Origin of the sequence: Actinoplanes sp. CA-051413, from assembly GCF_050955795.1 — a bacterium.
Classification (GTDB): domain Bacteria; phylum Actinomycetota; class Actinomycetes; order Mycobacteriales; family Micromonosporaceae; genus Actinoplanes.
This window is the reverse complement of the sequence record NZ_CP192100.1, coordinates 4,856,934-4,870,322: the sequence shown is the minus strand read 5'-3', so window position 1 is coordinate 4,870,322 and position 13,389 is coordinate 4,856,934. Positions and strand designations below refer to the sequence as shown.

Sequence of the window (13,389 nt, the reverse complement as noted above, 5' to 3'; positions counted from 1 at the left end):
GATGCTCGACGAGGTCTTCCGCGAGGAGTGGGGCCGCGTCCTGGCCACCCTGATCGGCGTCCTCGGCGACTTCGACCTCGCCGAGGACGCCGCGCAGGAGGCGTTCGCCATCGCGGCCGACCGCTGGCCCCGCGACGGCGTGCCGAGCAACGCCCGCGCCTGGCTGATCACGACAGCCCGCAACCGGGCCACCGACCGCATCCGCCGCGAGCGGACCCTGGCCGCCAAGGCCGGCCTGCTCGCCGCCCGGGAGGCCGAGGTGCCGATGACCACCACCGCGTTCCCCGACGAGCGGCTGGAGCTCATCTTCACGTGCTGCCACCCCGCGCTCGCCGTCGAGGCCCAGGTCGCGCTCACGCTGCGTACCGTGGGCGGCCTGACCACCGACGAGATCGCCCGCGCCTTCCTGGTCCCGGAACGCACCATGGCGCAGCGCCTGGTCCGGGCCAAACGCAAGATCAAGGCGGCCGGGATCCCGTTCCGCGTGCCGCCCGACCACCTGCTGCCCGAACGCCTCGACGCCGTGCTGGCCGTGGTGTATCTGATCTTCAATGAGGGCTACGGCGGCCGCGACGACCTCGCCGCCGAGGCGATCTGGCTGGCCGGTGCGCTGACCGAGCTCCTGCCCGCCGATCCGGAGATCCGCGGACTGCTGGCGATGATGCTGCTGCACGACTCCCGCCGCGAGACCCGGTTCCGGGACGGTGAGGTGGTGTTGCTGCCGGATCAGGACCGGTCCCGGTGGGACATCGCGCAGATCAGCCGGGGGCGGGCCGAGCTCGACCGGGCGATCGCCCTCGGCGGCCGCGGACCGTACGTGCTGCAAGCGGCGATCGCGTCGCTGCACGCCGAGACGCCGTGTGACTGGCCGCAGATCGCCGCACTGTACGGCGAGCTCGCCCACCTGACCGCCTCCCCGGTCGTCGAGCTGAACCGGGCCATCGCGGTCGCCGAGATCGACGGGCCGGAGGCGGGTCTGCGCATCGTCGACGGGCTCGGCCTGGACGACTTCCGTTACCTGCACTCGACCCGGGCTGAACTGCTGCGAAGGCTCGAACGCACCGAGGAGGCCCGCGAGGCGTACCGGCGGGCGAGGGCGCTCACCGACGACGGTGCCGAACGGCGCTTCCTCGAACGCCGCCTGACAGAACTGCCTCCTCAGCCGCCCGGGTCACCGCGCAACTGATCCGACGGTCGCTTCCGTTTTCCCTCGCCCTCGGTGATCGCCGCCCGCCAGGCAGAGGCAACGCTCGCGGCCAGCTGATCCAACGCCGCGTCCATCGCCACGCAGTCCCCCGGGAAGCCGAGGACCTCCGCGCGAACCAGTAACCGCCGTTGCCGCACCACGTACTCGTCGCAGTCGTGCAGCAACTGCAACAGCCCGTCATCTGCCATGGACGCTGCGTACCGTACCGGCCTAGATCTATGCCTCCACGCCCCCTAAGTCAGCAAAAGCCCGTTGTCGCGAAAGGCCGCTACGGCGGCGGCAGGCGGCGACGGTCGGCCTCGGCCAGGTTGTTCTTCGCGACTTCGCGGTCGGCGCCGGCCCCACGGCGGTGCTCGGCCGCGCGGCGCAGATGGTGTTCGGCACCGCTGCCGCCGCCCTTGGCCAGTTCCTCGTGCAGCAGCGCGGCCCGGTCGTGCACGATCGCCGAGGACTCGGCCGCGGCTGCGGCCCGTTCGGCGGCCGCCGCGGCAGTTCGGCGGGCCCGGTCGACGTTCTCGCGGGCGACGCGCAACTGCTCGACGCCTGAGCCCCGGGTGTCCGCGTTCCATTCCGCGCGGCGGCGGCCCAGCTCGGCGATGCGCTCGCCCAGTTCCTTGGCGCGCCGGGCGGCCTCGGCGCGACGGCGTTCAATACGCTCGACGCCGTCCTCGCTCACGCTCGTCAGCGTAACTGCGGGCGGACCGAAGCGTTCAGCGCACGCCTGATGCGCGAAGACGGACCCTGACGGCGAGCAAGCGCCGGCAAGGGACGCAGCCGACGGACCTCCCGGCTCCGGGCACACCAGAAAACCGCCCCCCGGAGAGGCCAGTACGCCGCCTTACCGTCAAGGGCCCCGGCTGCGAGCGTGAAGACAACCGCTACCAGCCGGTCCTGGACCATTCCTTCTGCGACAGGTGAATGCCATGCCACGACATATCGCGGCGGCGCTGACCGCCACCGCCCTGCTGCTGCCCCTCGCCGCCTGCACCGGCGACTCCACCACCACCGACGAGATGTCCTACCGGATCGACGAATCGGTCACCTCCCTGGTGATCGGCGCCCGCGCCGCCAGTGTGGAGGTCATGACCGGCGAGGGCCCGGTGACAGTCACCGAGGAGCACCGATACTCGCGGGGCAGGCCCACGACGGCGCACGAGGTCGCGGGTACGACGTTGCGGCTCACCGAGTCCGGCTGCGGCGATGACGACGCCCGCTGCGAGGTCCGGTACCGAATCCGGATGCCCGCGGCCACGGCCCTGGACATCACCGCACAGGCCGGCGCGATCAAGGTGGACGGCGTGGCCGGGGACATCCGGATCACCACCGAGGCCGGCGCCGTCGAGGGCCGAGCCCTGACCAGCGACGCGGTGACCGTCAAGACCGAGCTGGGGGCGACCTCCCTGGAGTTCGCCGAGGCGCCCGCCCTGATCAGCTCCACCAGCAGCATGGGCGCCGTCGACCTCCGGGTGCCGGGAACCACCACGTACGCCGTCGATGTCCGCATGCCCGCGGGCCCGGGCAGCGTCAGCGTCGACCGGGATCCGGCTTCGGCGCACCGCATCGAGGTGCGGACCGAGGTCGGCACCGTGCAGATCAGGCCGCTGCCGTGACCGTCGTCGCCGACCGCACGATCGAGGACCGTCCGCACCGGCCGTACCGGCGGCTGCGGGTGGTCCGCGCGCGACTGGGGCTGACCGGCTGCGGTTTCGCGATCGCCTTCTTCTGCCTGTCGCTGACCCCGTCGCTGTTGCCCCGGCCGGTCCTGTTGCAGGGTGTGGTCAGCGGGCTCACCGCCACCATCGGGTACGCGATCGGTGCCGCGCTGGGCGCGATCGTGCGCCGATTCCAGCGGCACGGCCATCCGCGCGCGACCCGGATCTGCTGGTGGGCCGTGATCATCGCCGGACCGCTGCTGGGTGTGCTGTTCCTCGCGCTCGGCACCCGGTGGCAACAGCAGCTGCGGGCCCGGGTGGAGCTGGAGCAGATGCCGGCGTACGACATCGTGCGCATCATCGGCGTGAGCCTGCTGACGTTCCTGCTCCTGCTGCTGATCGCGCGGTCGATGCGACTGGCCACCCGGCGGATCGCCCGGGTGCTGGGTCGCTTCGTCCCGCGGCCGGTCGCGTACGGCACCGGCGTCCTGGTCGTGGGCCTGCTCGCCCTCGGCTTCGTCGACGGGGTGGCGCAGGAGCAACTGCTCGCCGTCGCCGACCGTACCGCCGCCCTGACCGACGGCGGCACCGACGCCGGCACCCGGACGCCCGTCACGCGGCTGCGCTCGGGCGGCCCCGGATCGGCCGTGAGCCGGCGGTCGCTCGGCCGGCAGGGCCGGCGGTTCGTCGGCACCGGGCCGTCCGTCGTCCAGCTCGGCACGTTCGCCGGCGCCCCGGGCACCGAGCCGATCCGTGTCTATGCCGGCCTGAAGTCGGCCGGCTCGGCGCGGGCGCGGGCGCAACTCGTGCTCCGGGAGATGGACCGCACCGGCGCCTGGGACCGCGCGGTGATCGGCGTGCTCACGCCCACCGGCACCGGTTGGCTGGACAGTGCCGTCACCGATTCGCTGGAATACATGTACGCCGGTGACACCGCCCTGGTGTCCATGCAGTACTCGTACCTGCCGAGCTGGATCTCGTTCCTGACCGACAGATCGAAGGTGCGGGAGTCCGCGGGCGCCCTGATCGGGGCGGTGTACGAGCGCTGGGCGGTCATGCCCGCGCAGACCCGGCCCAAGCTGCTGCTGTTCGGCGAGAGCCTCGGCTCGTACGGCACGGAGAGCGCCTTCGCGGACCTGCCGGCCCTGGCCGGCACGGCCGACGGCGTGCTGCTGGTCGGACCGCCGTTCGCCAACCCGATCCACCGGGACCTGACGGACACCCGCACCGCCGGGAGCCCGGTCTGGAACCCGCTCGCATCGCAGCCGGTGCGATTCGCCCAGAACCCGGCCGACCTGCGCACGCCGCGGATACCGCAGCCGAAGGTCGTCTACCTGCAGAACTCGTCCGATCCGATCGTCTGGTGGACGCCGGAGCTGCTGATCGCACGGCCGGCCTGGCTGGACGATCCGCGCGGGCCTGATGTGTCCCCCGCGATGCACTGGTACCCGGTGGTGACCTTCTGGCAGACGCTGGTCGACCAGTTCGCCGCGAACAGCGTGCCGGCCGGTCACGGCCACGTCTACGGCTCCGGCGTGGTGGACGGCTGGGCCGCGCTGACCGCCCCGCCCGGCTGGACCGCCGCCGACACCGTCCGCCTGCGCGCCCTGCTCGACCACCCCGCGCCCCGCTGAAGGGACCTGTCATGACTGCCCACCGCAAGCAGGCGGCCTTGCTCGCGGCCCGCCGCCTGGCCGCCCTGGTCGCCCTCGCCGCCCCGATCATCGCCCTGGCGGCGGGCCTCGAGGCCACGATCCAGCACCCCGCGAACCTGGTCACCCTCGTGCTGTCGGTCGCGGTCGTGACGGTGGGGATCTGGTACGCGCTGACCAGGCGCGGCGTATTGCGCATCCTCGGGGTGATCGCGGCGGTGCTCGCCGCCGCGGCCGCCGTCCTGATCGGGCTGTCCGTGCTCCTCCTCCAGCTGACCCTGCTGCTCCTCTTCGCTCTGGCCGGCCGTTACGCGTTGGGCCCGGACGCCGCGGCACTGTTCGGGTCCCGGCCGGCGCACCCGGTCGGCGCGGCTCGCCACGGCGTCCTGCTGATCAACCCGAAGTCGGGCAACGCCACCGCGGTCAGGCTGCACCTGGCCGCCGAGGCGGCCGGCCGGGGAATCCGCGTGATCACGCTCGCGCCCGGCGATGACCTGGCCCAGCTCGCCGAACGGGCCGCGGCGCACGGCGCCGACGTGCTGGGCATGGCCGGTGGCGACGGATCGCAGGCCGTCGTCGCCGCCACCGCGGCCCGCCACGGCATCGCCTACGCCTGCGTGCCCGCCGGCACCCGCAACCACTTCGCGCTCGACCTGGGGCTCGACCGCGGCGACGTGCTCCGGGCCCTGGACGCGTTCACCGACGGGGTGGAACGCACCGTCGATCTCGGGCAGGTCAACGGGCGGGTGTTCGTCAACAACGCCTCGCTCGGCGTGTATGCCGAGGTCGTGCGCTCAGGCGCCTACCGTGGCGCCAAGCTGAGAACGTGGGGCCGGCTGCTGCCGGACCTGCTCGGCCCGGCCGCGGCACCACCGGATCTGACGTTCGACGGGCCCGACGGGCGGCCGCGCACCGGCATGTCTCTGGTGCTCGTCTCGAACAACCCCTACCGGCTGACCCGCCTCGGCCGGGTGGGCGGCCGGCCGAGGATGGATGCCGGCCGGCTGGGCATCCTGACCGGCCGGGTACGCGGCAGCGCTGGCGACCGCCGGGCGCTGCCGCCGCGCCGGTTCGCGGAGATGCTGGGGTGGTCCGGAACCGCCTTCGAGGTCCGCTCCGCGGCGCCGGTCCCGATCGGCCTGGACGGCGAGTCGCTGGTGCTGACACCGCCGCTGCGGTTCGCCTCGCTTCCCGGCGTGCTGCGGGTCCGCCTGCCGCGGCACGGCCGCTCCCGCCAGATCCGGCGAAACGCGGCCGTGACCCGCCGCGACCTGAACGCGCTCGTCCGGATCCTGCGCGGACGGCCCGAGGCCGCGCCGGTCGCCGGCCGGAACCCTCAGGTCGTTCCGGCGTCCCGCTGAGCCGGCGACCCGCCGTCGCGCCGGCCGTCCGGGGTCCGCCGCCATTCGCTCTCCCGCAGCTCGCTGAAACGGGCGCGTCGACGAAACGGCGGTACGCCGCGGGACAGCGGGGCGGCCGCCGTCACACCAGAAAACCGGCCCCCCGACAGACCAGGCGCCCGGCTGGTCGGCGAGCCTTCGGCCTGCGAGCGTCAACGGTGTCAGTTGCCAGCCGGACCCGAACCGAGGAGTTCGCATGAACACTGCCGCGGCGCCCCCGCCACCGACCGCGAAGGCCACCAGCGAACAGCGGGTGGCCAAGATGTTCGGTCTGGAGGGTGAGAAGTGGACGCGGCACGCCAACCCCGTCAGCGTCTGGACCAGGTTCTCGGTCCTCCCGCTGCTCGCATTGTCGGTCTGGAGCCGGGACTGGATCGGCTGGTGGTGCCTCGTGCCGGTCGTCGCCTCGCTGGTCTTCATGATGATCAATCCGCTGCTGTTCCCGAAGCCCAGGTCCACCCGCAACTGGGCGTCGAAAGGGGTCTTCGGCGAACGGGTCTGGTCCGAACGCACCACGGTCGCACCCCCGGCCCAGTTCACCACGGCCGTGCTGAACGTGACGTACGCGGTCCAGCTCATCGGGGCGGCCGTGCTCGCCTACGGCCTGGTCCGGCTCCAGGTGGTCGACACCATCGCGGGCCTGGTGATCCTGCAGACCGCCAAGGCCTGGTACATCGACCGGCAGGTGTTGCTGTTCGAGGACATGAAGAGCCGCGATCCGCGGTACGCCCGGTGGGAGTACTGAGCCATGGCGTACCCGACAACCGTCACCGTGCTGGCGGCAACGCTGACCGCCGCCGGTATCGGGGCGAGCTGGCAGGCGATCGCCTCCCGGCGCGACCGGCGCCGGTTCCCGCCTCCCGGCGAGCTGATCGACGTGGGTGATCACCGCCTTCATCTGGTCGTGTCCGGCGAGCCGGGCGACGTGCCCACCGTCGTCCTGGAGTCGGGTATGGCGTCGATGTCGGCCAACTGGGCGTGGGTGCGGCGCGAGCAGGTGGACCCAACCCGCGACCTGGGCGACCTACCGCTCGTCGTGCTCAGCGTGACCGAACAGAACCGGTACGCCGAGGTGCTCAGCAGGCTCCAGGCCGAGCTCCCGGCGGCCCGGTCCGCCGGCCTGCTCCGGTGGCGTGACCCGTCGTCCGCCCGTACCCACCAGGCAAGGAGTCACAATGCCCCGCATCCCCGTCGCCGCCACCGCCGTCCTCGCGGTCGCTGCGCTGAGCCCGGTTCCCTTCGCACCCGCTCCGGCCGCCGGCACCGCGACGTCGATCGGCTGGCACAGCTGCTCGACCGGGCAAGATGACCAGCTCGGGGCCGCTCTCGACGCCGCCGGTGCGCAGTGCGCCGAGGTCACCGTGCCGGTCGACTACCGCCGGCCGCGGGGCCGGACGATCGCCGTCGCCATCTCCCGGATCCAGGCGACCGACCCCGGCCGGCGACGAGGCGTCCTGCTCACCAATCCCGGTGGTCCCGGCGTGCCCGGCCTCCCCCTGGCTCTGCTCGCACCGTCGATGCCCGAGCTCGCCGCCCGCTACGACTTCATCGGGATGGACCCACGCTTCGTCGGGCGCAGCGCGCCGCTGCACTGCGACTGGCCGACCGACACGTTCACCCGGTCGGCCGGACCGGACCTGCGGACCTTCCGCACCGGCGTCGACCTCATGCGGGACCTCGCGCGGGGTTGCCGCAACCTCGACCCGGACCTGCTGCCGTTCGCGTCGACCCGCAACACCGCCCGCGACCTCGACGCCGTGCGCCGCGCGCTGGGCGAGCGGAGGATCTCCTATCTCGGCGTCTCCTACGGGACCTATCTCGGTGCCGTTTACCTCCAGGAGTTCGGGTCACACGCCGACCGCTTCGTGCTCGATTCGGCCGCCGACCCGACCGTCTACGGCCCAGGGCTGTTCACCCGCAACGGCCCCGCCATCGCCGCCGCCCTGCGGAACTGGGCCGGCTGGGCGGCCGGGCACGGCGACTACCACCTCGGCACGACGACCGCTCAGGTGCTCGCCACGGTGGACCGGATCAACCAGGTCGCCGGTCGGCGGCCGTTGCGGATCGGCCCGTACGCGGTGGACGGCCGGCTGGTGCCGTACCTGTTGTTCGCCGGCCTGTTCGACGACAGCGACGCGGCGTACGCGGCCCTGTCCGACACCGTACGGACCCTGGACGCCGCACGCCATGGCCGGGCCGTCACGCCTTCGCCGGCACTGGACCAGTTCCTGGCCGGTGTCCTGACCGGTACGGGTGCCGCCACCGACCGGGCCGGGACACCCGTGCTATGCGCCGATCGAGCGGTGTCGCGCCTTCCTGCGACGTACTTCCGCGACATCCAGGATCATCGGGCGTCCGAGCCGCTCTTCGGGCCGATGACCCGCAACATCACCCCCTGCGCGTTCTGGCCTACCGATCCGGTCGAGCCGGCAACCACCATCGACAACGACACCCCGGCGATGGTGGTGAGCGCGACGGGCGACCCGGCCACCCCGTACGCCGGTCAGCTGGTCATGCACCGCGCTCTGTCCGGCTCCCGGCAGGTCACCTTGCGTGGCGCCTTCCGGCATGGCGCCTACCTCGGAGCGGGCAACGCCTGCGTCGACGACGCGGTGACCGAATACCTGCTCGGCGGGCCTCTGCCGGCCACGGACCTGATCTGTGAGCGGTGACAAAAAGGCTTCACCGCATCACCTGGGACCGGCGGGTCTCCCGGGCCCTGCTAGGGGCCGGAACCGGCGGGCTCGGCGATGATCGTCAGGTCCCTGATCACCTCCGACGCGGCGATCGCGCCGAGCGCGGTGAACGGTTGCCGGCCGGGCCGGTCGTCGAGCCTCGACCTGCCGTGGACGTGGATGTCCTCCAGGGTCTGGTCACCGAGCCCGTCGGGATCACCGACGGCGATGCCCGGGTCGAGCTCGACGACCACGGTGAGGTCGCCGGCGACCCGCTCGATCCGGCTCTGCACCCCGGCGTCCTGCGGCGCCTCCCGCCGCCAGCCTCGCCGTTCCAGGCCGAGCACGCGCGTGGCGGGCACCTCGGCCCCGAGGAACCGTTTCAAGCTCTCCTCGGTGGCCGGGTAGGTCTCCCGGCTGAGCTGCGGGAACGGCTGGACGATCTCGTAGTCGGTGAAGATCTCACCCCACGCGGGCAGCGCGCCCCCGAGGTCGAGCGGGTGCGCGACACCGACCGTGACGTCCTCGGGCAGGGCGTACGGCTCGTCGGCGGCATCGGCGTAGCTGCGGTCCTCCGCCACCCGGAACGAGGCGCCGTCCGACACCGTCCAGACGAGTCGCCGCACGATGTGCCAGAGCAGCGGATGACCGGCGAAGTACCGGGCGAACTCCTCCGGCGTCCACCGCCGGCCGGTGACCATGGCCTGCTCCAGCCGCCGCACCTGATCGGCGGCGACCGTCCGCACGTCCTTCTTCAGCGCGGTGAACTGCTGGTAGGCGTCCTCGGCGAGCGGCTCCGAAGGCTTCGGCAGCGCTTTGAGCCGTTTTCCGGTGGCATCCGAGACGTAGGTCCGGAGCTGCTCGTCGAAGCCGACCCGGAACTGCCGGGATCCGTAGTCGAGCGTCATGCTCCCGTCGGCGGCGAGGCCGAAGTCGGGCACGAGCCGGTCGGCCAGTTGCTCGGCGGTGAGCCCGAGCGAGTCGGCCACCTCGGTGATCTTCTCCTCGGCCGCGGTCTTGAGGCCCTTGAACTTGGCCCGTTGCGAGATGCCGTACAGCCGCATCAGCGCGACATCGCTGCCGATCGCGGCCAGCGCCCGGACCCCGGCGACCGCCTTGGTGTGCCCGCCGTCGCCCGGCCACGCGAGGATCAGCGGGGTGAGCCGCCGCACGGTGGTGTCGTCGCCGAGCAGCGCGAGGGCGTCGAGCACCCAGCTCTGCTTGGCGTCCGCCCCGGCGAGCTCCCAGGCCTCGAGCAGTCCCCACGCGAACTCGGCCAGGTCGTCCGGCTCGCAGGCGGCGACGACGAGTCCGATCCCCGCATACGGCTCGTCCATCTTGGAGACCGCCAGCATGGTGATCAGCGCGTCGATCGCGGCGAGCGGCAATGCTCCCGAGCTGTCGCGTAGCCGCACCGGCGGCAGCATCGCGGGCACGGCCCACGCCGGGTTCGCCGGCAGCCGGGCGGGCAGCAGCGTCAGCGGGTCGCGGGCCAGCAACGAGGAGATCGCCGAGGCCGCTGCCGGGCCGTACGCGGATGCCGCCGAGCGGACCGTGGCAGCGGGCAGGGCCAGCAGCGCGGCCTCCGCCTGCCGCCGGGCCGTGCCCGCCTTGCCGAGCGCGGCCGGGACCAGTGCCCGGGCGGCAGCCTCCGCGTGCCGCAGCAGCCAGGTGAGCGCCGCCGGCCGGGCACTCTTCACCCGCGTGTAGCGGTCGGCCATGAACACGGCGATCGCCGGTGACGCGTACGGCAGCAGCGCGTCGGTCAGCGCGGGCGAGCGTTCGGCCGCGCCTTGCACGAGCGGCAGCGCGTCGAGCCCGAACCGCGCGGCGGCCACCTTCACCCACTCGCCGAAGACTGCTGCCCGTTCCGGCTGCCATGTCGGCAGCAGGGGCCGGACCAGCTCCTCGGGGCCGCCGGTGAACAGCATCGGCGCGAACCAGACGTTCGAGCCCGACGCCACGCACCGGGCGGCCTCCTCCCAGGTGATCCAGGGCTGTCCCCAGTCGCCCGGAGTGTCCAGCCACCGGTCGCGTTCGCCGTCGCGCCACTCGAGGGTCGCGGGGCTGTCGCAGCTCAGGCCCGCGATCACGACCGGTTTCGGGGGCTTGGCGCGATTCAGCCACGGTGGGCCGGCCAGCACCGGCGGGACGGCTGCGAGCGGCGCGTACGAGACGGCGGCAGCGGCAGCGGCCACACCACGCACCCGTTCCGCGGCAGCGGGGCCGAGCGAGGGCAGGACCTCGTCCACGAGGTTGAGGTGCCCGAGCACGTGGGCGCGCAGCATCGGCGAACCGGCCTCGGCGAACAGCCGCATCGCCCGGGCCGGGAAGCGCGCGGCCGCCTCGAGCACCGCCGCGGGGACGTACTTGCGGTCGAGCCGGGCGAGCAGCTCCGAAAAGACCGTGTCGTCGTCCATGTCGGTCAGGACCGAGAGCATCCGCTGCTGGGATTCGGCGGTCATGTTAGGAATGTCGAACCAGACCAGCACAGCGCCGGCCGCGCCGGGGCCGAGCCCGTCGGCGAGAGTGGCCAGCACCCCGGACATCGGCAGCGACCACCAGTTGTCGAGGTGCGGCGCGAGGGCCCGCGCTTGCTCCGCCGTGCCCGCTGCGAGCAGCAGGAGCGCGGCCAGCTCAGGCTTCGGGGAGCCGTTGGCGAGGACCGTCCGCACATCCTGCTCGACCCAGTCGCGCTCGCCCGGCAGCAGGACGGAGGTGGCGACAGCCGCACTCCAGCTCCGGTCGCGGTACGGCCGCAGCGCCTCGACGATCTCCGCGTATTCGTCTTCGGTCGCCACGGCGATCGCGGCCCGGACCCGGAGCAGGATCTGCCGTTGCGGCCCGCGATGGGCAGCCTCGCCGAACGCGACCGGGGCGAGATAGAGGTCACCGTAGGTCGCCGGGTTGACGCGCTCACGTTCGTGGACGCCCAGCAAGGCCTGCTCGACCGCCGCCCGCGCGGCGAACAGCAGGCCGTGGCGGGCGATCCAGAGATCGGCGAGCGGCGTGAGGACGTCCCCGCTGTCCTCCGGATACTGAATGCGGATGCTCAGTGCCGTGAGGGCCCCCGCCGCGCCCAGCGGCGTCACGTCCGGTTCGCTGTCGAGCCAGGCCCGGGCCGCCGCGGCGAGCGGCCGAGGCGTCCCCGGCTCGTCGAGGATCGCCAGCACCACGTCGCGTTCAGCGGCCATCCGCTGCTCGGCCGCCTCGCCGCCCTTCACGTCGCACACGAACGGCGGGGCATCCACACTGCCCCGCCGCACGAACCGGTGTCGCCGCACGAACGCCTCCCCCATGAGAACTGTCCGAAGGCTAGCGGCGGGGTACGACAAGAAGCCGATCAGCCGGCGCAGACCCGCACAGCCGGTGCCGCCGGGCGGACGAGGTACTCGTCGATCGCGGTCCTGGCGCAGGGCGAGGTGTAGACGGACGTGTGCCCGTCGCCGGTGCGGGTGAGCAGGTCGATGCCCTCGATCTGGGCGGCCAGGCTGTGCGCCCAGACGTACGGATCCGACGAGTCGTGCACCGCATGCACCATCAGAGCCGGCACGCCGCGGACATCGAGGGTGCGCGGCGGGTTGGCGGCCCGCACCGGCCAGCCGATGCAGAAGTTGGCCCGCCATGTCTCCGACGCCCCCTGCAGGTGCGGCGCGAGCTGCCGGCCCAGCTGGATGCGTTGCTGCATCTCGGCCCAGCTGTCGATCTGCGGCACGTAGTCACCGCAGGCGTTGCCGAGGATGTTGAAGAGGGACTCCTGCGGCACGTCGGCGGTGGGCGCGACCGCGAATCCGGCGGCGTCGCCGGCCACCGCGGCCGCGAGGGCCCGGGACAGGCCGGCCCAGGACACGTCCGGACCGTAGATCGACGGTTCCTTGAACGTGAGCCTGCCGATGGTTCCCATCCGGATGTCCTCGCCGGTGACCGGGCGCAGCGCCCCCGGGACGGCCAGGGGATGCCGGTCCGCGCCGGCCACCAGCCGGTCGAAGACCGCTCCGACGTCCTGTCCGCGCAGCACGCAGGACGTCGCGGTGTCGCACCAGCGGGTGAACCGGTTGAACGAGTTCTCCTGGGAGACGATCTCGTCGGCGACCTGCACGCCCTCCGGTTTGCTGTGCTCGAGCGCCGCGTCGAGCACCATGGCCCGGGTCTGCCGCGGGAACAGCTCGGCGTAGTTGGCGGCGACCTGCGTCCCGTACGAGATGCCCAGCCAGTTCACCTGGTCGACGCCGAGGGCGAGCCGCAGCGCCTCGTGGTCCCGCGCCACGGTCACGGTGTCCATGTGCTTCAGCAGCGCGCCGGTGTGCTCCAGGCAGCTGAGACCGACGGCCCGGTTGTGCCGGCGGAGCTGTTCGAACTGCTGCTCGGTGCGGGGAAACAGCGTCGTTTCGGCCACGATGGGATTGAGCCCGCACTGCACGTGGACGCTGGCGCCCATGCCGCGCGGATCCAGGGCGACGAGGTCGAACCGCGCGCGTACCGTCGCCGAGAAGAACCGCTCGGCCGCCATGACGTACTCAGCGCCGCCGTCACCCGGCCCGCCGGGGTTGTAGAACAACGTGCCGATCCTGGTCGCCGGCTGGTCCGCGGGGCGCCGGGCGACCGAGACCGGCACCCGGGGGCCGCGCGGTGCCGCCCAGTCGACCGGAACCATCAGCGTGCCGCACTGCACGGCCGGCGCGGTCGCGCACGGCGCCCAGCCGATCCGGAACGCCGGCGCCCCGGCCGTGGCCGCGGCCCCGGGCAGAGGTCCCGCGGTCAGGCCGACGACCAGCAGCGCGCTCAGCAAGCGGCCACGTGTGA

Annotated in this window: 11 protein-coding genes; 7 read left to right on the top strand and 4 right to left on the bottom strand. The window is 72.9% G+C overall.

Going from position 1 to position 13,389, the window contains the following annotated elements; translation table 11 throughout:
• Nucleotide 1: 1 nt before the first annotated feature.
• On the top strand, nucleotides 2–1,186 hold the full coding sequence (locus ACQP2Y_RS22990) for an RNA polymerase sigma factor (protein WP_433731540.1): 1,185 nt from the start codon (nucleotides 2–4) through the stop codon (nucleotides 1,184–1,186).
• Here the strand turns inward: ACQP2Y_RS22990 and ACQP2Y_RS22985 are convergent.
• Nucleotides 1,159–1,395 carry a hypothetical protein gene (locus tag ACQP2Y_RS22985; protein WP_433731538.1) on the bottom strand — a complete coding sequence of 79 codons (237 nt, stop codon included), beginning with the start codon at nucleotides 1,393–1,395 and terminating at the stop codon, nucleotides 1,159–1,161. The genes ACQP2Y_RS22990 and ACQP2Y_RS22985 overlap by 28 nt on opposite strands.
• An 80-nt stretch (nucleotides 1,396–1,475) precedes the next feature.
• A complete protein-coding gene (locus tag ACQP2Y_RS22980; protein WP_433731536.1) occupies nucleotides 1,476–1,883 on the bottom strand; it encodes a hypothetical protein in 408 nt (135 codons plus the stop codon).
• Between the two features lie 247 nt (nucleotides 1,884–2,130).
• On the opposite strand from ACQP2Y_RS22980, the gene ACQP2Y_RS22975 reads away from it, so the two are divergent.
• The 6 genes from ACQP2Y_RS22975 (at nucleotide 2,131) to ACQP2Y_RS22950 (ending at nucleotide 8,583) form a co-directional block, all read left to right on the top strand.
• Nucleotides 2,131–2,817, top strand: coding sequence for a hypothetical protein (locus ACQP2Y_RS22975; RefSeq protein WP_433731534.1), 687 nt, complete (start codon nucleotides 2,131–2,133; stop codon nucleotides 2,815–2,817).
• Complete coding sequence (locus tag ACQP2Y_RS22970; protein WP_433731532.1) at nucleotides 2,814–4,493, top strand: alpha/beta hydrolase; 1,680 nt, start codon at nucleotides 2,814–2,816, stop codon at nucleotides 4,491–4,493. The genes ACQP2Y_RS22975 and ACQP2Y_RS22970 overlap by 4 nt, the downstream gene beginning before the upstream one ends.
• Nucleotides 4,494–4,504: 11 nt before the next feature.
• Nucleotides 4,505–5,872 carry a diacylglycerol/lipid kinase family protein gene (locus ACQP2Y_RS22965; protein ID WP_433731530.1) on the top strand — a complete coding sequence of 456 codons (1,368 nt, stop codon included), beginning with the start codon at nucleotides 4,505–4,507 and terminating at the stop codon, nucleotides 5,870–5,872.
• A gap of 235 nt (nucleotides 5,873–6,107) precedes the next feature.
• Nucleotides 6,108–6,656 (top strand): DUF6653 family protein, encoded by a 549-nt coding sequence (locus tag ACQP2Y_RS22960; RefSeq protein ID WP_433731528.1) that lies wholly within the window; start codon nucleotides 6,108–6,110, stop codon nucleotides 6,654–6,656.
• Nucleotides 6,657–6,659: 3 nt separating this feature from the next.
• Complete coding sequence (locus ACQP2Y_RS22955) at nucleotides 6,660–7,220, top strand: hypothetical protein (RefSeq protein WP_433731526.1); 561 nt, start codon at nucleotides 6,660–6,662, stop codon at nucleotides 7,218–7,220.
• A gap of 52 nt (nucleotides 7,221–7,272) precedes the next feature.
• Nucleotides 7,273–8,583, top strand: a complete 1,311-nt coding sequence (locus ACQP2Y_RS22950; protein ID WP_433732035.1) for an alpha/beta hydrolase — start codon at nucleotides 7,273–7,275, stop codon at nucleotides 8,581–8,583.
• 50 nt (nucleotides 8,584–8,633) lie between these two features.
• On the opposite strand, the gene ACQP2Y_RS22945 is transcribed toward ACQP2Y_RS22950, so the two are convergent.
• Nucleotides 8,634–11,870, bottom strand: a complete 3,237-nt coding sequence (locus tag ACQP2Y_RS22945; RefSeq protein ID WP_433731524.1) for a DUF4132 domain-containing protein — start codon at nucleotides 11,868–11,870, stop codon at nucleotides 8,634–8,636.
• A gap of 59 nt (nucleotides 11,871–11,929) precedes the next feature.
• Complete coding sequence (locus ACQP2Y_RS22940) at nucleotides 11,930–13,375, bottom strand: alpha/beta fold hydrolase (protein ID WP_433731522.1); 1,446 nt, start codon at nucleotides 13,373–13,375, stop codon at nucleotides 11,930–11,932.
• Nucleotides 13,376–13,389 lie beyond the last annotated feature (14 nt).

Coding starts and splice junctions, on each gene's coding strand:
- ACQP2Y_RS22990 (WP_433731540.1), top strand. CDS start 2: ATGCTCGACGAGGTCTTCCGCGAGGAGTGGGGCCGCGTCCTGGCCACC.
- ACQP2Y_RS22985 (WP_433731538.1), bottom strand. CDS start 1,395: ATGGCAGATGACGGGCTGTTGCAGTTGCTGCACGACTGCGACGAGTAC.
- ACQP2Y_RS22975 (WP_433731534.1), top strand. CDS start 2,131: ATGCCACGACATATCGCGGCGGCGCTGACCGCCACCGCCCTGCTGCTG.
- ACQP2Y_RS22965 (WP_433731530.1), top strand. CDS start 4,505: ATGACTGCCCACCGCAAGCAGGCGGCCTTGCTCGCGGCCCGCCGCCTG.
- ACQP2Y_RS22960 (WP_433731528.1), top strand. CDS start 6,108: ATGAACACTGCCGCGGCGCCCCCGCCACCGACCGCGAAGGCCACCAGC.
- ACQP2Y_RS22955 (WP_433731526.1), top strand. CDS start 6,660: ATGGCGTACCCGACAACCGTCACCGTGCTGGCGGCAACGCTGACCGCC.